Origin of the sequence: Paraburkholderia steynii, assembly GCF_900100565.1 — a bacterium.
In the GTDB taxonomy this organism is placed as follows: domain Bacteria; phylum Pseudomonadota; class Gammaproteobacteria; order Burkholderiales; family Burkholderiaceae; genus Paraburkholderia; species Paraburkholderia terrae.
Genome location: NZ_FNDI01000010.1, coordinates 134,859 through 153,832 on the forward strand (window position 1 = coordinate 134,859; position 18,974 = coordinate 153,832).

At 62.4% G+C, this 18,974-nt stretch carries 18 protein-coding genes; 10 read left to right on the forward strand and 8 right to left on the reverse strand.

Features of this window, described 5'->3' with window-relative positions:
- Nucleotides 1-219: 219 nt before the first annotated feature.
- Genes BLT65_RS19415 through BLT65_RS19425 form a run of 3 tightly spaced genes read right to left on the reverse strand, consistent with a single transcriptional unit; the run spans nucleotide 220 to nucleotide 1,987 of the window.
- The gene (locus BLT65_RS19415; protein WP_042313174.1) at nucleotides 220-789 is read right to left on the reverse strand and encodes a YceI family protein; all 570 of its coding nucleotides are present in this window, start codon (nucleotides 787-789) and stop codon (nucleotides 220-222) included.
- Nucleotides 790-842: 53 nt separating this feature from the next.
- Nucleotides 843-1,406 carry a YceI family protein gene (locus tag BLT65_RS19420; RefSeq protein WP_091780062.1) on the reverse strand — a complete coding sequence of 188 codons (564 nt, stop codon included), beginning with the start codon at nucleotides 1,404-1,406 and terminating at the stop codon, nucleotides 843-845.
- An 8-nt stretch (nucleotides 1,407-1,414) separates the two neighbouring features.
- Nucleotides 1,415-1,987, reverse strand: coding sequence for a cytochrome b (locus tag BLT65_RS19425; protein ID WP_042313154.1), 573 nt, complete (start codon nucleotides 1,985-1,987; stop codon nucleotides 1,415-1,417).
- Nucleotides 1,988-2,366: 379 nt separating this feature from the next.
- Here BLT65_RS19425 and BLT65_RS19430 point away from each other — a divergent pair, with 379 nt between their 5' ends.
- From BLT65_RS19430 to BLT65_RS19460, 7 genes are all read left to right on the forward strand, one after another.
- Complete coding sequence (locus BLT65_RS19430) at nucleotides 2,367-3,110, forward strand: paraquat-inducible protein A (RefSeq protein WP_042313157.1); 744 nt, start codon at nucleotides 2,367-2,369, stop codon at nucleotides 3,108-3,110.
- Nucleotides 3,111-3,117: 7 nt separating this feature from the next.
- Complete coding sequence (locus BLT65_RS19435) at nucleotides 3,118-3,792, forward strand: paraquat-inducible protein A (RefSeq protein WP_091780064.1); 675 nt, start codon at nucleotides 3,118-3,120, stop codon at nucleotides 3,790-3,792.
- Nucleotides 3,789-5,426, forward strand: a complete 1,638-nt coding sequence (locus BLT65_RS19440) for a PqiB family protein (protein WP_042313163.1) — start codon at nucleotides 3,789-3,791, stop codon at nucleotides 5,424-5,426. The genes BLT65_RS19435 and BLT65_RS19440 overlap by 4 nt, the downstream gene beginning before the upstream one ends.
- Nucleotides 5,423-6,130, forward strand: a complete 708-nt coding sequence (locus BLT65_RS19445; protein ID WP_042313166.1) for a PqiC family protein — start codon at nucleotides 5,423-5,425, stop codon at nucleotides 6,128-6,130. Before BLT65_RS19440 ends, BLT65_RS19445 begins: the two co-directional genes overlap by 4 nt.
- Before the next feature lie 117 nt (nucleotides 6,131-6,247).
- Complete coding sequence (locus BLT65_RS19450; protein ID WP_091780068.1) at nucleotides 6,248-7,525, forward strand: THUMP domain-containing class I SAM-dependent RNA methyltransferase; 1,278 nt, start codon at nucleotides 6,248-6,250, stop codon at nucleotides 7,523-7,525.
- A gap of 181 nt (nucleotides 7,526-7,706) precedes the next feature.
- Nucleotides 7,707-8,090, forward strand: coding sequence for a VOC family protein (locus tag BLT65_RS19455; RefSeq protein ID WP_042313170.1), 384 nt, complete (start codon nucleotides 7,707-7,709; stop codon nucleotides 8,088-8,090).
- Nucleotides 8,091-8,119: 29 nt separating this feature from the next.
- Nucleotides 8,120-8,860 (forward strand): helix-turn-helix transcriptional regulator, encoded by a 741-nt coding sequence (locus BLT65_RS19460; protein ID WP_425273136.1) that lies wholly within the window; start codon nucleotides 8,120-8,122, stop codon nucleotides 8,858-8,860.
- 839 nt (nucleotides 8,861-9,699) lie between these two features.
- On the opposite strand, the gene BLT65_RS19465 is transcribed toward BLT65_RS19460, so the two are convergent.
- The 3 genes from BLT65_RS19465 to BLT65_RS19475 are packed head-to-tail and all read right to left on the reverse strand — an operon-like array spanning nucleotide 9,700 to nucleotide 12,638.
- A complete protein-coding gene (locus BLT65_RS19465; RefSeq protein WP_042317232.1) occupies nucleotides 9,700-11,151 on the reverse strand; it encodes an NAD(P)(+) transhydrogenase (Re/Si-specific) subunit beta in 1,452 nt (483 codons plus the stop codon).
- A complete protein-coding gene (locus BLT65_RS19470; RefSeq protein WP_042317230.1) occupies nucleotides 11,152-11,484 on the reverse strand; it encodes an NAD(P) transhydrogenase subunit alpha part 2 in 333 nt (110 codons plus the stop codon). It lies immediately after the preceding gene.
- A gap of 11 nt (nucleotides 11,485-11,495) precedes the next feature.
- Nucleotides 11,496-12,638, reverse strand: coding sequence for a Re/Si-specific NAD(P)(+) transhydrogenase subunit alpha (locus tag BLT65_RS19475; RefSeq protein ID WP_042317228.1), 1,143 nt, complete (start codon nucleotides 12,636-12,638; stop codon nucleotides 11,496-11,498).
- A 288-nt stretch (nucleotides 12,639-12,926) separates the two neighbouring features.
- Here BLT65_RS19475 and BLT65_RS19480 point away from each other — a divergent pair, with 288 nt between their 5' ends.
- The 3 genes from BLT65_RS19480 to BLT65_RS19490 all read left to right on the forward strand — a co-directional run bounded on the left by BLT65_RS19480 (nucleotide 12,927) and on the right by BLT65_RS19490 (nucleotide 16,526).
- On the forward strand, nucleotides 12,927-13,424 hold the full coding sequence (locus BLT65_RS19480; RefSeq protein ID WP_042317227.1) for an NUDIX hydrolase: 498 nt from the start codon (nucleotides 12,927-12,929) through the stop codon (nucleotides 13,422-13,424).
- On the forward strand, nucleotides 13,402-14,619 hold the full coding sequence (mnmA, locus tag BLT65_RS19485) for a tRNA 2-thiouridine(34) synthase MnmA (RefSeq protein WP_284692583.1): 1,218 nt from the start codon (nucleotides 13,402-13,404) through the stop codon (nucleotides 14,617-14,619). Before BLT65_RS19480 ends, mnmA begins: the two co-directional genes overlap by 23 nt.
- 296 nt (nucleotides 14,620-14,915) lie before the next feature.
- Nucleotides 14,916-16,526: an FMN-binding glutamate synthase family protein gene (locus tag BLT65_RS19490; RefSeq protein ID WP_042317222.1), complete on the forward strand. Its 1,611-nt coding sequence runs from the start codon at nucleotides 14,916-14,918 to the stop codon at nucleotides 16,524-16,526.
- 828 nt (nucleotides 16,527-17,354) lie between these two features.
- On the opposite strand, the gene loiP is transcribed toward BLT65_RS19490, so the two are convergent.
- On the reverse strand, nucleotides 17,355-18,110 hold the full coding sequence (gene loiP / locus BLT65_RS19495; RefSeq protein WP_042308036.1) for a metalloprotease LoiP: 756 nt from the start codon (nucleotides 18,108-18,110) through the stop codon (nucleotides 17,355-17,357).
- Nucleotides 18,111-18,363: 253 nt separating this feature from the next.
- On the reverse strand, nucleotides 18,364-18,972 hold the full coding sequence (locus BLT65_RS19500; protein WP_042308035.1) for a glutathione S-transferase N-terminal domain-containing protein: 609 nt from the start codon (nucleotides 18,970-18,972) through the stop codon (nucleotides 18,364-18,366).
- Between the last annotated feature and the right edge of the window lie 2 nt (nucleotides 18,973-18,974).

Consider the following 18,974-nt stretch of genomic DNA (forward strand, 5'->3'; position numbering starts at 1 on the left):
TGGCGGTGTTAGCCGCTTTCTTTTGCCTACTTTTCTTTGCGGCGGCAAAGAAAAGTAGGTGCCGCCCCGCACAGGGGCGACGCTTGAAGCACGCTAACGAATCGCGGATGCCAGCGCAAACGCCAAAACACCAAACGGGCCGCGCCACGAAGTCAAACCGCGGATGCCAGCACAAACCCGAGCAAACCAAACCGCCTGCGTAGCACAAAAACCAAACCTTTACTGCTTGATGCCTTCCGCCTGGATATGCAGCACGGTTTTCATGCTGAAGCCATATTTGGTGCCGAAGTCCATCCCAAAGTCCGAGCGATTGAATTCGCCCTCCGCCTCCACGCCGCACACCTCACGCTTGAGCACGGGATGCTGGATGCATTTGAACGAGTCGATCTTGAGATTCACCGGCTTCGTGACGCCCTTCATCGTGAGTTGGCCATCCACTGCAACGGGCGTATCGCCGTCGAACTTGATCGCGGTGCCTTTGTACGTCGCCGTCGGATACTTTGCGACATCGAAGAAATCGGGCGAGCGCAGATGCTCTTCGAGCTTCGTGTTGCCGATCTGGATCGAAGACGTATCGATGGTCACGTCCACTGTACCCGTCTTCGCCGCGCGATCGAGCGTCACCGTGCCCGAGCTTTTGGTGAACTTGCCGCGCCACGTCGACACGCCGCCCATGTGGTCCGCTTCGAAGCTCGGATAGGTGTGCGTCGGATCGAGCTGATAGGTATCGGCGGCAAATGCGCCTGCCGCCATCGACGACGCCAGCGCGCCGGCAACAATCATAAGCATCGGTTTCAATTCATTCTCCTTTTCTGTCTGCATGCCTGCTACGAATCCACGAATCACTTGCCTGCGGCGACGATATGAAACTTGATCGTCACGTCGTCAGCGACCACCGACGTGTCCTTCCATTCCCCCGTGCCGATATCGAACTGCGACCGCTTGACGGTCACCGCGCCGTCATACACCTGCGCGGCGCCCTGCTTCGTCACCGTGACGGGCACCACGACCGTCTGCGACTTGCCTTTCATCGTCAGCTTGCCCGTCACCTTGAACTGGTTGGTGCCCGCAGGCGCGATCGCGCTCGAGACGAAAGTGGCCGTCGGGAAGGTTTTCGAATCGAACCATTCCTTGCCGCGCACCTGCTCGTTATAGCTTTCGTCGCCGAGATCGTAGCTCGACGTATCGACCGTGACCTGCGCGCTGCCCGCCGCCGGGTTTGCCGGATCGAACGCAATCTGCGCGGTGAACTTGTTGAACTTGCCTTCGACGGGCACGTTCATCTGCTTCGAGATCGCCGTGACCGTGCTCTTGCCCATGTCGACCTGCGCGAACGCGCCGCCCGACGCGGCCAGCGACGCCGCCGCAAATGCGGCGAGCATGTAGCGGTAGAACGATACCTTCATGTTTGTCCTTATTTGAGGAAAGGGATCATGCGCGACAACAGGCCGTCGCGATCGAGAATCTGATGCTTGAGCGCCGCCAGCACATGCAACACGACCAGCACGAGCAGCGTGTAGTTCAACGCGATGTGAACGGACTTCAACACTTCCTTCAGATGCGGATCGGGCGCGATCAGGCGCGGCAGCGGCACGAGCCCGAGATAGACGACAGGCACGTTCGCCGCGGAGCTGTACAGATAGCCCGACACGGGGATCACGACCATCAGCACGTACAACAGGAAGTGCGTGAGATGCGCGATGCCGCGCTGCCATTTGGGCATGTGCGAGGGCATCGGCGGCGTGGCATGCGTCGCGCGCCACAGAATGCGGATGATGACCAGCGCGAACACGGTCACGCCGATCCATTTATGCCACGAAAAGTATTTGAGCTTGGTCGGCGTGAAACCGGGGATGTCCGTCATCACCCAGCCGAGGGCGAATCCGCAGACGATCAGCAGCGCGATCAGCCAATGCAACGCGATGGCCGTCGACGTGTATGACGAACCGCGCGCGGAAAACGAATGAAACGAAGAGGTATGTGCCATGACAGATCCGACGCCAACATGAAAGTTAAACGACCCGGGCGATGCCATTATTCCGCTCGCGTCCAGCATCGGCGCCAACGGTCTGCGCGGCGCTCATCGTACCGCATGCAGCGGCAACTGGCTGACAGCTTTGCGCGCGGCGCGGAATTTGCTATTCCCGCTTGTACGGATGCGCGCCGCATCTGTCGGACAAAGCCTACGACGGGCCGCAGATCACCGCATCCGCCGTCATCGCCCCGCGCACCCACCTGTAAGGCCTCACTGCGACGAGCTTTGATACTATTGCCCCCGGGCCGTGACGTGCGAGTCACTTGCGCGGCAACAATCTGTAAGACACCGACCGCAACCACGACAACAACATCGTTTCCCGATTGCCTGCATGGACCATGACCACCTGATTGCCTGTCACGAATGCGACGCGCTGTTCCAGAAGCCGCGCCTTGGACGCGGGCGGATTGCGCGCTGCCAGCGGTGCGGCGCGATGCTGTACTGGAGCGCATCGGGTCGGCTGGACGGCATCACGGCGATGACGGTCGCCGCGCTGATCACGTTCCTGATCGCGCAGGGCTTTCCCATCGTCGAACTGGAGACCAACGGCATCACGTCGCAGACGAGTCTGCTCGGCGCCATTGTCGCGCTGTGGGACGAAAACATGCAGATCGTCGCCATCATCGTGTTCTGCTCGACCACGCTCTTTCCGCTCACCGAACTGCTCGCACTGCTCTATCTGCTGCTGCCGATCCGCGCCGGCTATCTGCCGCCGTTCTTCAACCAGGTGCTGCGCGCGATTCAATTCGTGCGCCCGTGGGGCATGATCGAAGTCTTCATGCTCGGCGTGCTGGTGACGATCGTGAAAATGGTGAGCATCGCGCGCGTGATTCCCGAAGCCGCGATGTTCGCGTTCGGTGCGCTCACGCTGATGTTCGTCGTGGTCGTCACGTTCGACCCGCGCACGCTGTGGGATGTTGCCGAAACCCTCGGCGTCCTGCAGGCGCGGCGCGAACGGCACGCTCGCGAAGACGAGGCGCGCGGCGACATGGATAGCGACACGCCCGACGGTCGCAACGATCGCGCGGCAGGCGCACCGGACGTCGATGGTTCGGCCACACCGCACCGGGGATGACGGGCCGATGAAATACACCACGGCCTCGCGCGCCGGTCTGGTCGCCTGTCACGCGTGCTCGCGCGTGCAGCCGCGCTTACGCACCAAAGAGCAGCGCTGTACGCGCTGCGGCGCGATCCTGCACCGTCGCAACCCCGACAGCCTGATGCGCACCTGGGCGCTGCTGATCGCAGCCGCCGTGCTCTACATTCCCGCGAACCTGCTGCCCGTGCTGCACACGGCCTCGCTGGTCGGCACGGAGGACGACACGATCATGAGCGGTGTCGTCTACTTCTGGACATCGGGCGACTGGCCGCTGGCGATCATCGTGTTCGTCGCGAGCATTCTCGTGCCGATGCTCAAGCTCACGGTGCTGGCGCTGCTGACCATCACCGCGCAACGCCACTCGACATGGCGGCCGCTCGAACGCACCAAGCTGTACCGGATCGTCGAACGCATCGGTCGATGGTCGATGCTCGACATCTTCGTCATCACGCTGACTGTCGCGCTGGTGCGCTTCAAGTCGCTGGCCGTCATCACGGCGGGACCGGGCGCGCTCGCGTTCGGCTCGGTCGTGATTCTCACAATGATCGCCTCGATGCAATTCGATCCACGCCTGATCTGGGACGACGTGGACAAAGACCTTGGCGACGCCGCCCCAAACAAGCCGAAAAGCCGTAAAACCTCAGGACCCGAAACATGAATAGCCCTCAAGCGCCGACGCCACCTTCCGGCCCGCCGAAGAACGACCCCGTGCCCGAGCCCGAGATCGTCACGAAACGGGGTTGGCTGCCTTCGCTCGTCTGGGTGATTCCGCTGATCGCGGCGTTGATCGGCGTCGGACTGGTCGTGAAGTCGGTACTCGAAAAAGGACCGACCATCAACATCAGCTTCATCAGCGCGGAAGGGCTCGAGCCCGGCAAGACCAAGGTCAAGTACAAGGACGTCGACATCGGCTTCGTGAAGGCCATCAAGCTCGCGAAGAACCACTCGCGCGTGAACGTCGAAGTGCAGTTGACGAAGGAAGCCGAAGATTTCGCGGTAAAGGACAGCCGCTTCTGGGTGGTGCGTCCGCGCATCGGCGCAAGCGGCGTGTCGGGGCTCGGCACGCTGCTGTCGGGCGCATACATCGGCGTGGACGGTGGACGCTCGACGGAAACGCAGACGCAGTTCGTCGGCCTCGAATCGCCGCCCGCCGTCACCGTCGACCAGAAAGGCCATCAGTTCACGCTGCGCGGCGAATCACTCGGCTCGATCGATATCGGATCGCCCGTGTTCTACCGGCGCGTGCAGGTCGGCCAGGTGACGGGCTTCTCGCTCGACAAGGACGGCACGGGCGTCACGGTGCAGGTGTTCGTCAGCGCACCGTTCGACCAGTATGTGGGCACGAACTCGCGCTGGTGGCATGCGAGCGGCGTCGACGTGCGGCTCGATTCGGGCGGCTTCAAGCTGAACACGCAGTCGCTGGCGACGGTGATCGTCGGCGGGCTGGCGTTCCAGTCGCCGCCGGGTCAGGCCGTCGGCGTGCAGGCGCCGAACAACATGACGTTCCGCCTCGGCTCCGACGAAGCCGACTCGATGCGCGAGCCCGACGGCGAGCCGGTGCGCGTCGTGATGAACTTCAACCAGTCGCTGCGCGGGCTGTCCGTCGGCGCGCCCGTCGATTTCCGCGGCATCGTGCTCGGCCAGGTAACGAACATCGGCGTCGAATACGATCCGCAGACGAAGAACTTCAACATGCCCGTCACGATGGATCTCTATCCTGACCGCCTGCGCCGCCGGTCGCGCGGCCAGCCCGTGCCCGAATCCGGCACGGAAGCCAGCCAGAAAATGCTGCTCGCGCTCGTCAATCACGGCCTGCGCGGCCAGTTGCGCACGGGCAACCTGCTGACGGGCCAGTTGTATGTGGCGATCGACCTGTTCCCGAAAGTGCCGAAGGCAACCGTGGACGTCACGCGCGACCCGATCGAACTGCCGACGATCCCGAACTCGCTCGACGAACTGCAACTGCAGATCGCCGATATCGCGAAGAAACTCGATCAGGTGCCGTTCGACCAGATCGGCAACAACCTGAACGCCGCCCTGAAGAACGCCGACCACCTGTTCACGCAGCTCGACAAGGAAGTGCTGCCTCAGACGCGCGACACGCTCGCGGCCGCGAAGCAGACGTTCGGCTCGGCGGAAGCGACGCTGCAGCAGGACTCGCCGCTGCAATCCGATGTGCATCAGGCGCTGCAGGAACTGACGCGCACGCTGCAGTCGCTGAATGCGCTGTCGGACTATCTCGAACGCCATCCCGAATCGTTGCTGCGCGGTAAATCAGGAGACAAGCCATGACGTTTGCACGCGTCCCCCGAACGATGCGCGCCGCCGCGCTTTCTGCCCTGCTGATTGCCGCGCTGGCCGCGTGTTCGTCGCCGCCGAGCCACTTCTACACGCTCTCTGCAGGCGACCAGTCACCGGATGCCGTGCGTACCGCGAGCAACCCGGCGTTCCTGATCGAAGTGCCACCCGTCGACGTGCCGCCGCAAGTGGCGAAAAACCAGTTCGTCGTGCAGACGGGACCGACCCAGGTGCAGGTGCTCGAACAGGAACGCTGGGCGTCGCTGCCGGGTGACGAGATCCGCCGGGCGCTGTCCAGTTCGCTGACGCAGCAGTTGGGCACGATCGACGTGTACGGCTCGCCGTATCCCGACCGTGTGCCCGTCTATCGCGTCAGCGTGAACGTGCAGCGCTTCGAATCGTGGCCCGGCTCGCGCGCGCAGATCGACGCCGTGTGGAGCGTGCGTGCCGTGCGCACGCAGGCCGTGCTGACTTGCCGCAGTGCGGTCAGCGAGCCCGTTTCGGGCGGCTACGACGCGCTTGCCGAAGGGCATCGGCGCGCGGTCCAGCGGATTGCGACGGAAATCGCGGCGGCCGTGCGCAATCTCGCGGCGGCGCCGGCGCGCGGCGCGGCTGTGACGTGCCCGGCATCGACCTCGGGGCCGTCCGCTGCCCCGTCAACCGCGCCGTCAGCCTCGAATACGGCAACGAAGGGCTGACGGACGCAAGCCGCGCGGGTAGCGCATCGCGCCCGCGCGCGATACTTGCCGCAAGGCACGGCGAGGCGAGGCGACCGCGTACAATGTCGCCTTAATCAACGCCATGCGGCAATCTCCATGTCCTTCGAATTTTTCATTCCCTGCCCGCGCGGCCTTGAAGCCGCGCTCGCCGCCGAACTCGCCGAGATCGCCGCGCGTCATCTGAACGGCGCGCCGTTCGCGGCTGGCGCGCAGGTGCCCGGCGGCGTGCATTTCAAGGGCGGCTGGGCAGCCGGCATGGCCGCCAACCTGCATTCACGGATCGCGAGCCGTGTGCTGCTGAAGATCGCGCATCGCCCGTATCGCAACGAGCAGGACATTTACGGGCTCGCGCTCGAGCAGAGCTGGGAGCAATGGTTCTCGGCGAACGAGACGCTGCGCGTCGACGTCACCGCGATCAAGTCGCCGCTGCGCAGCCTCGAATTCGCGACACTGCGCGTGAAGGATGCCATCTGCGACCGTCTGCGCGACAAGACAGGCGCGCGCCCGAGCATCGACACGGGCTCACCCGACGCCCGCGTGTTCGCGTTCCTGACGGCCACCGACTGCACGCTTTATCTCGACACCTCCGGCGAGCCGCTCTTCAAGCGCGGCTGGCGCCTGGACAAGGGCGCGGCACCGTTGCGCGAGAATCTCGCGGCGGGCATCCTGCGGCTGACTGGCTGGACGCCCGGCACGCCTTTGTATGACCCGATGTGCGGCAGCGGCACGTTCCTCGCGGAAGCGGCTCAGGTCGCGCTGAACATTGCACCGGGCGTCGAGCGGCGCTTCGGCTTCGAGAAGTTCAAGCAGTACGACGTGTCGGCATGGCAGACGCTGAAAGTCGCCGCGCAGGACGCGAAGCGCGCGGCACGCGCGGGCCGCGGCGATCTGCTGATCTTTGGCAGCGATATTTCCGACAACATGCTCCAGAAGGCGCGCGCGAACTTCGAACGCGCTGGTTTTCCGGCGCTGCCGTTGAAGCAGATCGATGCGCGCAACATGATGCCGCCTGCGGGCGAAGCGGGCATTCTCGTTGCGAATCCGCCTTACGGCGAGCGGATCGAAGTGCGAGGTCCGCGGGGCGAGATTCGCAATACTGGGCGCGAAGAAGGCGGCTTCCGTCGCGTGGAGAGCGAAGAAGCGCCCGACATGACGGAGTTCTTCCAGTCGTTCGGGGATGCGCTCAAGAAGCGCTTTACCGGGTGGCACGCGTTCGTGCTGACGTCGGACCGGAAGCTGCCGGGGCAAATGCGGTTGCGGGAGTCGACAAAGACGCCGTTGTTCAATGGCGCGCTCGAATGCCGGCTGTTCCGCTTTGATCTGATTGCGGGCAGCGTCAGGCAAAGGCCGGCGGCCGATGCGCCGAAGGAGTAAACGGCGAGTTTTTGGATTGCCGGTTGCAAGAGAAGCGGGCTCAATGCCCGCTTTTTTGTTGTTCGCGTTTCTGATGACTTCCTCAACGCTACTGACAGAACGCTGTCAGTAGCCCGCCCGCACACTTCTCCTACGCCATCCGGCGACACACACGGCTCACCGCCATCAACAGGAGAACGTCATGTCAGCACAAATCAATCGCGCCATCGCGTGGTTCGAGATTCCTTCCGTCGATTTCGAACGCGCCGTGCGCTTCTACGAGGCCGCGCTCGATACGAAACTGCGCCGCGAAGATTTCGGCATGCCAATGGCCGTCTTCAGTTACGACGAGCCGTCGACGGGCGGCTGTATCGTGCAGAGCCCGACGCTCGAACCGTCGCAAACGGGTTCGCTCGTTTATCTGGACGCGCGCCCGACCGTCAACGCGACGCTCGAACGCGTGAAGCGCGCTGGCGGCAAGGTCGAAGGCCCTGCCGTGCAGTTGCCGCACGATATCGGCTGGATTGGCTTTTTCACCGACACCGAAGGCAATCGCATCGGCCTGCATTCGAAGACCAACGCGTGAAGTAACGGGCAACGCGGCGGGAGTGCGTCGTGCGGCGCTATCATCGCGGGAGATTCCCCGTCTATTTCCGGGAGACCCCCACGATGACGCGTCGCGCCGACCGCCTGTTCCAGATCGCCGAACTGTTGCGCGGCCGGCGGCTCACGACCGCTCAGCAACTGGCCGATTGGCTGCACGTGTCGCTGCGCACCGTTTATCGCGATGTGCAGGATTTGCAGTTGTCGGGCGTGCCGATCGAAGGGGAACCGGGCATTGGGTATCGCTTGAGCCGCAGCGCGAGTTTGCCGCCGCTCACCTTCACCGCTGACGAGTTGATGGCGCTTGCTGCGGGCGCGCGGATGCTGGAATCATGGGGCGGCGAGAGTATGGCGGCGGGTGCGCGCGGCGCGCTGGCGAAGATTGCCTCGGCTATGCCCGCTGACAAGCGGGCCACTATTGACAGGCTGGCGTTCTTTGCGCCGTCGTTTCATGTCGATGGGAATGTGTCGGTGATTGTCGATACGCTGCATCGTGCGATTGATTCGCGGCATGTTGTCAGTTTTGCGTATCAGGATCGGCATGGCGCCGCGACGCAGCGGCGGGTTTGGCCGCTTGCTCTTGCTTTTTGGGGGGCGAGGTTTACGCTCGGCGCGTGGTGCGAGTTGCGGGGGGATTTTCGACATTTCGCACTTACGAATATTGGCCAGCTTGATGTGCTGGAGCCGTTTCCTGATGTCGAAGGGAGGCGGCTTGCGGATTTTATGCGGAGTATTGGGGTGAAGGCTCGGTGAGCGGCTGCGCGGCACGGGCGATGCCATTCGGTGTTTTTTGGCCTTCGCGCTGGCATCCGCGTTATGGTGTTTGCCGTTCAAGCGTCGCCCCTGTGCGGGGCGGCACCTACTTTTCTTTGCCGCCGCAAAGAAAAGTAGGCAAAAGAAAGCGGCTAACACCGCCAGTGCTAGTTCCTGCCTGAGGGCCCCCAACGGGTCTTACGCTTCACACGGCAACGTCCTTGTTCGCGTTAGTTGCCAACGCTTCGAATGATCGCCTCACCCACTTCAAACACCCGCAGAAAAGCTAGCGGCAGCGAATGGTTTGTGCCGCCCAGGTGGCAAACTGTGTGTAGGTTGTCGCGGCGTATAGCTTGGCGTTCTTAAAGGGCGGTGCGCGTGCCCTATCGGTCCGGAGTGGTGCGTTTATGGTGCGAACGCCTACACACAGTTTGCCACCTGGGCGGCGGAGGAATAGCTGGCACGGCGTACTCCGACGCGGGTGCGTGAAGCGGGTGAGGCGCTTATTCAGAGCGTTGGCAACGGACGTGGGTCACGTGATTGCCGTGTGAAGTGAGGGACCGGTTGGGGGCCCTCAGGCAGGGAGAAATGTTGGCGGTGTTAGCCGCTTTCTTTTGCCTACTTTTCTTTGCGGCGGCAAAGAAAAGTAGGTGCCGCCCCGCACAGGGGCGACGTTTGAAGCACGAAGGCACAGCGCGGATGCCAGCGCAAAGGCCAAAACACCGAACGGCAAAGCCTGAAACACGAAGGCATAACACGGATGCCAGCACAAAAGCCAGAACCACCAAGCAAACTGCGAAGGCGCAAAAAAACCAAGCGCCTCCGCGTAAAGCCCAACCTCAATCGACAGACTTGACCATATCCTCAATCACCTTCTTGGCATCCCCAAACACCATCATGGTCTTGTCCATATAGAACAGATCATTATCGAGCCCGGCATACCCCGCCGCCATCGAGCGTTTATTCACGATAACAGTCCGGGCCTTATAGGCCTCAATAATGGGCATACCAGCGATCGGCGACTTCGGATCGGTCTTGGCCGCAGGATTAACAACGTCATTCGCCCCAAGCACAAGAACCACATCGACCTGGCCAAACTCGCCGTTGATATCCTCCATCTCATGGACAATCTCATACGGCACTTCAGCTTCCGCCAGCAGCACGTTCATATGCCCAGGCATACGCCCGGCAACAGGGTGAATCGCATACTTCACATCCACGCCCTTCTCGATCAGCAGATCGGTCAGTTCCTTCAGCGCATGTTGAGCGCGTGCAACGGCCAGCCCATAACCCGGCACGATCACAACGGTCTCAGCATTGCCCAGCATGAACGACGCATCTTCCGCCGACCCCGACTTCACAGGCCGCTGCTCCGCCGATCCACCCGCCGTCGCCGCGCTCGCTTCGCCGCCGAAGCCGCCGAGAATCACATTGAAGAACGAGCGGTTCATCGCCTTGCACATGATGTACGACAGAATCGCACCCGAAGAACCAACAAGAGAACCGGCAATAATTAGCATCGCGTTGTTCAGCGAGAAGCCAATGCCCGCCGCCGCCCAGCCCGAGTACGAGTTCAGCATCGACACGACGACGGGCATGTCCGCACCGCCGATCGGGATGATGATCAGCACGCCCAGCGCAAACGCGATCAACGTCATGATGATGAACGGCAGCCACGATTGCGTGAGGAAGAAGATCACGCCGAAGCCGATCATCGCGAGCGCAAGCAGCAGGTTGATCAGATGCTGGCCCGCATAAACGACAGGCGCGCCCTGGAAGAGCCGGAACTTGTATTTGCCCGACAGCTTGCCGAACGCGATCACCGAACCGCTAAACGTAATCGCGCCAACGAACGTGCCGATAAACAGTTCGATCCGGTTGCCATACGGCAGGAAGCCCGGAATGCCTTCCTCGGCGCCGAGGCCGAACGCAGCCGGTTCCGACACCACCGCATACGCGATACACACGGCAGCCATACCGATCAGCGAGTGCATCGCCGCGACCAGTTCCGGCATCTTCGTCATCTCGACGCGCGCGGCGACAAACGCACCGATCCCGCCACCGACAACCAGCGCAACGAACACCAGCGAAAGACCCAGCGACAGATTCGAGCCGAGCGCGGCCGCCTGCTTCGAGATCAGCGCGACGGTCGTCAGAATGGCGATCGCCATGCCGACCATGCCGAACATGTTGCCCGTGCGCGCTGTCTTCGGATTGGACAGCCCCTTGAGCGCCTGGATGAAGCAGACGGAGGCGATCAGATAAAGGAGCGTAACGACGTTGAGGCTCATTTACGCACCCTCCTTCGAACCACCGGGTGCCGCGATCTTCTTCGGCTCCTTCTTCTTGAACATCTCCAGCATTCGCCTGGTCACGAGGAACCCGCCGAACACATTCACCGCCGCAAGCGCGACGGCAACCGTGCCGAAGAACTTGCCCGTGCCGCCGACCGTCAGGCCCGCTGCGAGCATCGCGCCGACAATGACAATCGCCGAAATCGCATTCGTCACGGCCATCAGCGGCGTATGCAGCGCCGGCGTCACGTTCCAGACGACGTGGTAGCCGACGTAGATCGCCAGCACGAAAATGATCAGGTTGATCACTGTATGGTTGATGACTTCCATCACCCGTCTCCTTATGCCTTGCGCGTGACTTCGCCGTCACGGGCCAGCAGCGTGGCCGCGACGATGTCGTCCGCGAGATCGATATTGAGCGCGCCTTCCTTCGTGAAGATCAGCTTCATGAAGTCGAGCAGATTGCGTGCGTACAGTGCCGAAGCATCCGACGCGACCATCGACGCGAGGTTCGTATACCCCGCGATCGTCACGCCATGCTTGACGACGACCTTGTCGGCTTCCGTCAGCGGACAGTTGCCGCCACGCTGCCCTTCATACTCGGGGCCGCGTCCTGCTGCGAGGTCGATGAGAACCGTGCCCGGTTTCATCGCCTGCACGGTTTCAACGGAGATCAAGGTCGGCGCGGCACGGCCGGGAATCAGCGCGGTGGAGATCACGATGTCGGCCTGCTTCGCCCGCTCGTGAACCAGCGCAGACTGGCGCGCGAGCCACGAGGGCGGCATCGGCCGCGCGTAGCCGCCGACGCCAACGGCCGCTTCGCGTTCCTCATCGGTTTCGTAAGGCACATCGAGGAATTTGCCGCCCAGCGACTCGATCTGCTCCTTCACGGCAGGACGCACGTCCGACGCTTCGATCACGGCGCCAAGGCGCTTCGCGGTCGCGATCGCCTGCAAACCGGCGACGCCCGCGCCGAGAATCAGCACACGCGCCGCTTTCACGGTGCCTGCCGCCGTCATCAGCATCGGCATGAAGCGCGGGTAAAGATCGGCGGCGAGCAAGACCGCTTTGTACCCCGCAATGTTGGCTTGAGACGACAGTACGTCGAGGCTTTGCGCACGCGTTGTGCGCGGCGCGGCTTCGAGCGCGAACGCAGTTATGCCTGCGGCTGCAAGCTTTGATGCGTTCTCGGCATTAAACGGCTCCAGCATGCCGACCAGCACCGCACCTCGTTTAAGAAGCGGGAGTTCTGAATCGGTGGGGCTTTGAACCTTGAGAACGATCTCTGCGCCGAACGCGGTCGGCGCATCGACGAGTTCTGCGCCCGCAGCTGCGTACGCGTCGTCCAGATAGCTCGCGGCCGTTCCTGCGCCGCTCTGTACGGTAACCCTGTGGCCCTGCGACACGTACTTCTTGACCGTCTCGGGCGTCGCGGCGACGCGTGTTTCGTACGGCCGCGTCTCGGCTGGCACTCCGATGTGCATCGTGAATCCTCCTCGACCATCCTGTTATGAAAATCTGGAATCGCCGACGAAGGGCAACGCCGGCAATGCAAAAGGCAAGTGCAACGGCTACGCACGGCTGGGGCTTCAGCCACGAGGTCCACTTTAACCGAAACCTAGGGGCGGATCGAAATTGGTAACGATCCCGGTATTCAGGAACACGATCCTCGTGTCTTTCCGTGCCTTTTGCATCGATATGTGCTAGAGCGAGGCGGTCCATTCTTCGCAGGCGCCGGCAAGCCCCGGCCATAAACGGTAAAATGCCGTCCCATGAAACCGGAAACCTGGGCTCCGCATGTCACGGTGGCGGCCGTCGTCGAACGCGATGGGCGCTTCCTGCTGGTCGAAGAACATACGCCCGCCGGGCTGCGACTGAACCAGCCCGCCGGGCATCTGGAAGCGGGCGAGTCACTGATGCAAGCCGTTATCCGCGAAACGCTCGAAGAGACGGCGCAGTCATTCGTGCCCGCGGCGCTGGTCGGCGTCTACATGACGCATTTCAGCCGGCCCGACACCGTCGATGGCCCGCAGGATGGCGTCACGTATCTGCGCTTCACGTATTGCGGCTCGACGGATAGCGAACCTCCAGAGGCCCGCGCGCTCGATCCCGATATCGTCCGCACCGTCTGGATGACCGCCGACGAGTTGCGCGCGTGTCCCGAGCGGCATCGCACGCCGCTCGTGATGCAATGTATCGACGATTACCTCGCGGGCCGGCGTTTCCCGCTCGACTTCGTGCAAACGCATTCGGTCGGGCCCTCCCGATAGAACGCGTGCTTCGGCACGACAAAGAGCAGTCAGGCAGAGTCACATGAGCAAACAGAAAGTGGTGGTAGGCATGTCGGGCGGCGTCGATTCGTCCGTCACGGCATGGCTGCTGAAGGAACAGGGTTACGACGTGGTCGGCCTGTTCATGAAGAACTGGGAAGACGACGACGACAGCGAATACTGTTCGACGCGTCAGGACTGGATCGACGTCGTGTCGGTTGCGGACCTGATCGGCATCGACGTCGAAGCGGTGAACTTCGCGGCCGAATACAAGGACCGCGTATTCGCCGAATTCTTGCGCGAATATTCGGCGGGCCGCACGCCGAACCCGGACGTGCTGTGCAACGCTGAGATCAAGTTCAAGGCGTTCCTCGATCACGCGATGTCGCTCGGCGCGGAAACCATCGCGACGGGCCACTACGCGCGCGTGCGCGAAATCGACGGCCGTTTCGAGCTGCTCAAGGCGTTCGATCACACGAAGGACCAGTCGTACTTCCTGCATCGCCTGAATCAGGCGCAACTGTCGAAGACACTGTTCCCGCTCGGCGAAATCCCGAAGAAGAAGGTCCGCGAGATCGCCGAGCAGATCGGCCTGCCGAACGCGAAGAAGAAGGACTCGACGGGCATCTGCTTTATCGGCGAACGGCCGTTCCGCGACTTCCTGAACCGCTATCTGCCAACCAAACCCGGCCCAATGAAAACCACCGAAGGCAAGACGGTCGGCGAACACATCGGCCTCGCGTTCTACACGTTCGGACAGCGCAAGGGCATCGGCCTCGGCGGCAGCAAGGACGGCAGCGGCGAGCCGTGGTTCGTCGCGGGCAAGGACATCGCGTCGAACACGCTGTATGTCGCGCAGGGCCACGATCATCCGTGGCTGCTGAGCCATACGCTGACGGCGGGCAACACGAGCTGGGTCGCGGGCCACGCGCCCGAGGAAGGCCATGCGTGCGCGGCGAAGACACGCTATCGCCAGGCCGATGCGGCATGCACGTTCGGCGCTGCCGACGGCGCCGACAAGAACGCGCTCTTTTCCCTTCATTTCGCCGACGCCCAATGGGCTGTCACACCGGGGCAATCGGCCGTGCTCTACGATGGCGACGTGTGCCTCGGCGGCGGCATCATCGAGCACGCGGCCACCGCGCAGCCGGTCGTCCGCCAGCCTCAGAAAGCGGCGCTGCTGACCGCGCGCTGAGCCCCGCGGGGAAAGGCTCGCGGGCACGATCCGCGAGCTTTTCCCGCAGACATCGCTGCACTGATTCCCGCTTCGTTGTATCTTCCGGGCGACGGTTGTCCTGCCGCCCGCGTTTCGGCGCGCTTACGGTTCGCTTCATGTTCCGGCAAACAGGCCGTTAACTGGGCAAGAACAACCCGCCGTACCGTTCGCAGCGCGATCCATCCCCACGGACGCCCGCTGTTTTCACGAGAAGACCCCGACGCCCTCCGCGCCGGATGCTTCCGCTGCGATGAATTCACCGCAATGGAGTTGTCATGTTTTCTCGACGTTATCTGGCGATGTGGTGTGCCATCCTGCTGCTCGCGGCCTGCGCCGCGCTCGCGGCAACCGGTCACATCGCATGGCTGTGGATCATCGTGCCCGTGCTGCTGGTCGCGCTCGGCGCCTACGATCTGACGCAGGAGCGCCACGCGATCCTGCGCAACTATCCGCTGTGGGGGCATTTCCGCTTCCTGTTCGAGTTCATCCGGCCTGAGATCCGCCAGTATTTCGTCGAAGACGATACGGAAGAGAAGCCGTTCTCGCGCGCGCAACGCAGCATCGTCTATCAGCGCGCGAAGAATGAAGTCGACAGCCGCCCTTACGGCACGGAAATGGACGTGAAAGCGACAGGCCACGAATTCATCAGCCATTCGCTCGTGCCGACGAAGCTCGACGGTCACGACTTTCGCGTCGTGGTCGGCGCGAACCGCGCGCAGCCATATTCGATGTCGATTTTCAACATCTCCGCGATGAGCTTCGGCTCGCTGTCGGCGAACGCGATTCTCGCGCTGAACCTCGGCGCGAAGAAAGGCAACTTCGCGCACGACACGGGCGAAGGCTCAATGTCGAAGTATCACCGCGAGCACGGCGGCGACATCATCTGGGAAATCGCGTCGGGCTACTTCGGCTGCCGCAACGACGACGGCACGTTCAACGCCGACAAGTTCGCGAAGCAGGCGAGCGAGCCGCAAGTGAAGATGATCGAGGTGAAGCTGTCGCAAGGCGCAAAGCCGGGTCACGGCGGTGTGCTGCCCGCTGCGAAGATCACGCCCGAAATTTCCGAAACGCGCGGCGTGCCGATGGGCCGCGACTGCATCTCGCCCGCTACGCACTCGGAATTCTCGACGCCGCGTGAGCTGCTCGAATTTGTCGAGCGTCTGCGCAACCTGTCGGGCGGCAAGCCGACGGGCTTCAAGCTGTGCATCGGGCATCCGTGGGAATTTTTTGGCATTGCCAAGGCGATGCTGGAGACGGGCATCCTGCCGGACTTCATCGTCGTCGACGGCGCGGAAGGCGGCACGGGCGCGGCGCCGCTGGAATTCACCGATCACATCGGCGTGCCGCTGCAGGAAGGGTTGCTGCTCGTGCATAACACGTTAGTTGGCGTCGGCTTGCGCGACAAGATTCGCATTGGCGCGAGCGGCAAGATGATCACGGCTTTCGATATCGCGAAGACGCTTGCGATTGGGGCCGACTGGGTGAATGCGGCGCGCGGGTTCATGTTCGCGGTTGGGTGTATTCAGGCGCAGACGTGTCACACGGGACGCTGTCCGACGGGCGTCGCGACGCAGGACCCGGTGCGCCAGCGCGCGCTGATCGTCACCGACAAGTCGGACCGCGTGTTCAACTTCCATCACAACACGCTGCATGCGCTGCAGGAGATCATCCAGGCCGCTGGCCTGCGGCATCCCGCCGATCTGCGCGCGCATCACATCGTGCGGCGGGTGTCATCGTATGAAGTGCGGTTGATGTCGGATTTGCTCAAGTATCTTGAACCTGGCGATCTGCTGGTTGGGCAGTATCGCTATACGTTGTATGAGAAATGGTGGCCAGTGGCGCGCAGTGATTCGTTTGCGCCGGAACTTGAGCCGGTTGTTGTGTGACGTTTTTTTTGGCGGGCATCCGCGGTTTGCTTCTGGTTTGCTAGTGTTGCCCCTGTGCGGGGCGGCACCTGCTTTTGGTTGTCTGCGACGCTGGGTTGTTTGCCCGTGTTTTCGCCGGCGTCCGCGTTACGGTGTTTGCCGTTCAGGCGTCGCCCCTGTGCGGGGCGGCACCTACTTTTCTTTGCCGCCGCAAAGAAAAGTAGGCAAAAGAAAGCGGCTAACACCGCCAACATTTCTTCTTGCCTGAGGGCCCCCAAAGGCTCTTACGCTTCACACGGCAGCATTTCTGTTCGCGTTCGTTGCCAACGCGCTGAATGAGCGCCTCACCCACTTCAAACACCCGAACAAGATCTAGCGGCAGCGAATGGTTTGTGCCGCCCAGGTGGCAAACTGTGTGTAGGTTGTCGCACCGCAAAGGTCAGCGCTCTTACCAGAAACACCAATCTTGCTACTCAGTCCGGAGTGATGCGGGTATGGCGCGAAAGCCTACACACAGTTTGCCACCTGGGCGGCGGTGAGATATCTGGCACGGCATGCCGCACGGCGATTGCGTGAAGCGGGTGAGGCGCTCATTCGAAGCGTTGGCAACAAGCATGCGTCACGTGGTTGCCGTGTGAAGCGAGGGACCGGTTGGGGGCCCTCAGGCAAGAACAAGAATTGGCGGTGTTAGCCGCTTTCTTTTGCCTACTTTTCTTTGCGGCGGCAAAGAAAAGTAGGTGCCGCCCCGCACAGGGGCGACGCTTGAAGCTAGATAACAACTCGCGGATGCCAGCGAAAACACAAGCAAACCACCCCGCCTGCGCAAGCAAAAACAAATCCCTGATCCGGTTACTTATTCGCAGCAATCCGTTGCTGGATATGTTGCGCCCGCGCCGCCGACGCCGGATGCGAACTCAACATACTCGACTTCCCACCATCAAGCTTGGCCAGCTTATTGAACGCAGTAACGAGCCCAGCCGGGTCCTGACCTTTCTTCTTCTGGATATCGAACGAATAGTCGTCCGCCGCCGACTCCTGCGACTGCGAGAACTGCGCGTTGATCAGCTTCTCGGAGAAATCCCCAAGTTGCGACGACGAGATCGCGGCCGTGACGCCGCCCGTCGACGACGCCACCGAGCGCAGCGCTGACGTCGCATACGCGACCTGCATCGCCTTCTTCGTATGGCCGAGCGCGACGTGCCCCATCTCGTGACCGACCACGCCGCGTACTTCGTCGTCCGTCATCATGTCCATCAAACCGCTATAGACACGCACGCAACCGTTCGCCATCGCCCACGCATTCACGTCCTTCGTGAGGTAGACCTTGTAGTTGACAGGCACGCCGTTGATGTTGTCGCCGAGCTGCGCGGCGATCTTGTTCAGGCGCTTCGTGTATGGGCTGCCGGCGGGCGCAATCTTGTTTTCCGCGTCCAGCTGCGCGCACGATTTGTCGGACAGCGTGCGCACGTCGGTGTCGGTGAGCGACGCAGCCTGCACGGCCTGCGTGCCGGACTGAACGAGGGTGTTGGGATCGAGGCTCATCCCCGAACAGGCGGCGAGCACACCGCACGCGGCGGCGGCGAGAGCAACGCGGATCGCTTTCATGACGAACGTCCCTTTGACGATGTGATCGATGGTCGTGCGAGCGCCTGGGCGCCCCCGCCTCATACCGCGAACGCACGCGCCGCGGCGGGTTTCATCCGGACTGACGCCCAAAGAAAAAGCGCCTGACAGGCAGGCACTTTTTAACATATCGAAAGGTATTTTCGTGGAAAACGAAAGCTTTCTTAACACTCCGTCACGCTCAAGCGATACGCGCGCGGCGTTTCGATGCGCGATGAATCGCCGGGGGCGCGGATCAGGTCAATACGGTGTCGATAAACGACTGACGCAGCGACAGCTTCTGATAGTGCTTGTCGAGATTCGGATGCTGCTCGCGCCAGTTGAGCTGCGGCATGCGGAAGTCCAGATAGCCCAGCGCGCAGCCGACGGCCACGTCGGCGAGCGTGTAGTGATTGCCCGCGCACCAGGCCTTCGCGGCGAGACCTTGCGCCATCGCGATCAGGCCATCGTCGATCTTGTGACGCTGACGCGCAACCCACGATTCGCTGCGATGCGCCTCTTCACGCAGCACGCCTTCGAGGCGGATCAACACGGCGGCGTCCATGATGCCGTCCGCCAGCGCTTCCCAGCAGCGCACCTCGACGCGTTCGCGGCCCGACTGCGGCACGAGCTTGCACACGGGCGACAGCGTGTCGACGTATTCGCAGATCACGCGCGAATCGAACACGGCCGCGCCGTCTTCCATCACGAGACACGGCACCTTGCCGATCGGGTTGAAGTCGTGGATCGCCGTGTCGTCGGCCCAGACGTTTTCGAGTTCGAGCTTGTAGTCGATTTTCTTTTCGGCGAGCACGATCCGCGCCTTGCGGACAAATGGGCTCGACAGCGAACCGATGAGTTTCATTA

Coding starts and splice junctions, on each gene's coding strand:
- BLT65_RS19415 (WP_042313174.1), bottom strand. CDS start 789: ATGCTTATGATTGTTGCCGGCGCGCTGGCGTCGTCGATGGCGGCAGGC.
- BLT65_RS19420 (WP_091780062.1), bottom strand. CDS start 1,406: ATGAAGGTATCGTTCTACCGCTACATGCTCGCCGCATTTGCGGCGGCG.
- BLT65_RS19425 (WP_042313154.1), bottom strand. CDS start 1,987: ATGGCACATACCTCTTCGTTTCATTCGTTTTCCGCGCGCGGTTCGTCA.
- BLT65_RS19430 (WP_042313157.1), top strand. CDS start 2,367: ATGGACCATGACCACCTGATTGCCTGTCACGAATGCGACGCGCTGTTC.
- BLT65_RS19435 (WP_091780064.1), top strand. CDS start 3,118: ATGAAATACACCACGGCCTCGCGCGCCGGTCTGGTCGCCTGTCACGCG.
- BLT65_RS19440 (WP_042313163.1), top strand. CDS start 3,789: ATGAATAGCCCTCAAGCGCCGACGCCACCTTCCGGCCCGCCGAAGAAC.
- BLT65_RS19445 (WP_042313166.1), top strand. CDS start 5,423: ATGACGTTTGCACGCGTCCCCCGAACGATGCGCGCCGCCGCGCTTTCT.
- BLT65_RS19450 (WP_091780068.1), top strand. CDS start 6,248: ATGTCCTTCGAATTTTTCATTCCCTGCCCGCGCGGCCTTGAAGCCGCG.
- BLT65_RS19455 (WP_042313170.1), top strand. CDS start 7,707: ATGTCAGCACAAATCAATCGCGCCATCGCGTGGTTCGAGATTCCTTCC.
- BLT65_RS19465 (WP_042317232.1), bottom strand. CDS start 11,151: ATGAGCCTCAACGTCGTTACGCTCCTTTATCTGATCGCCTCCGTCTGC.
- BLT65_RS19470 (WP_042317230.1), bottom strand. CDS start 11,484: ATGGAAGTCATCAACCATACAGTGATCAACCTGATCATTTTCGTGCTG.
- BLT65_RS19475 (WP_042317228.1), bottom strand. CDS start 12,638: ATGCACATCGGAGTGCCAGCCGAGACGCGGCCGTACGAAACACGCGTC.
- BLT65_RS19480 (WP_042317227.1), top strand. CDS start 12,927: ATGAAACCGGAAACCTGGGCTCCGCATGTCACGGTGGCGGCCGTCGTC.
- BLT65_RS19490 (WP_042317222.1), top strand. CDS start 14,916: ATGTTTTCTCGACGTTATCTGGCGATGTGGTGTGCCATCCTGCTGCTC.
- loiP (WP_042308036.1), bottom strand. CDS start 18,110: ATGAAAGCGATCCGCGTTGCTCTCGCCGCCGCCGCGTGCGGTGTGCTC.
- BLT65_RS19500 (WP_042308035.1), bottom strand. CDS start 18,972: ATGAAACTCATCGGTTCGCTGTCGAGCCCATTTGTCCGCAAGGCGCGG.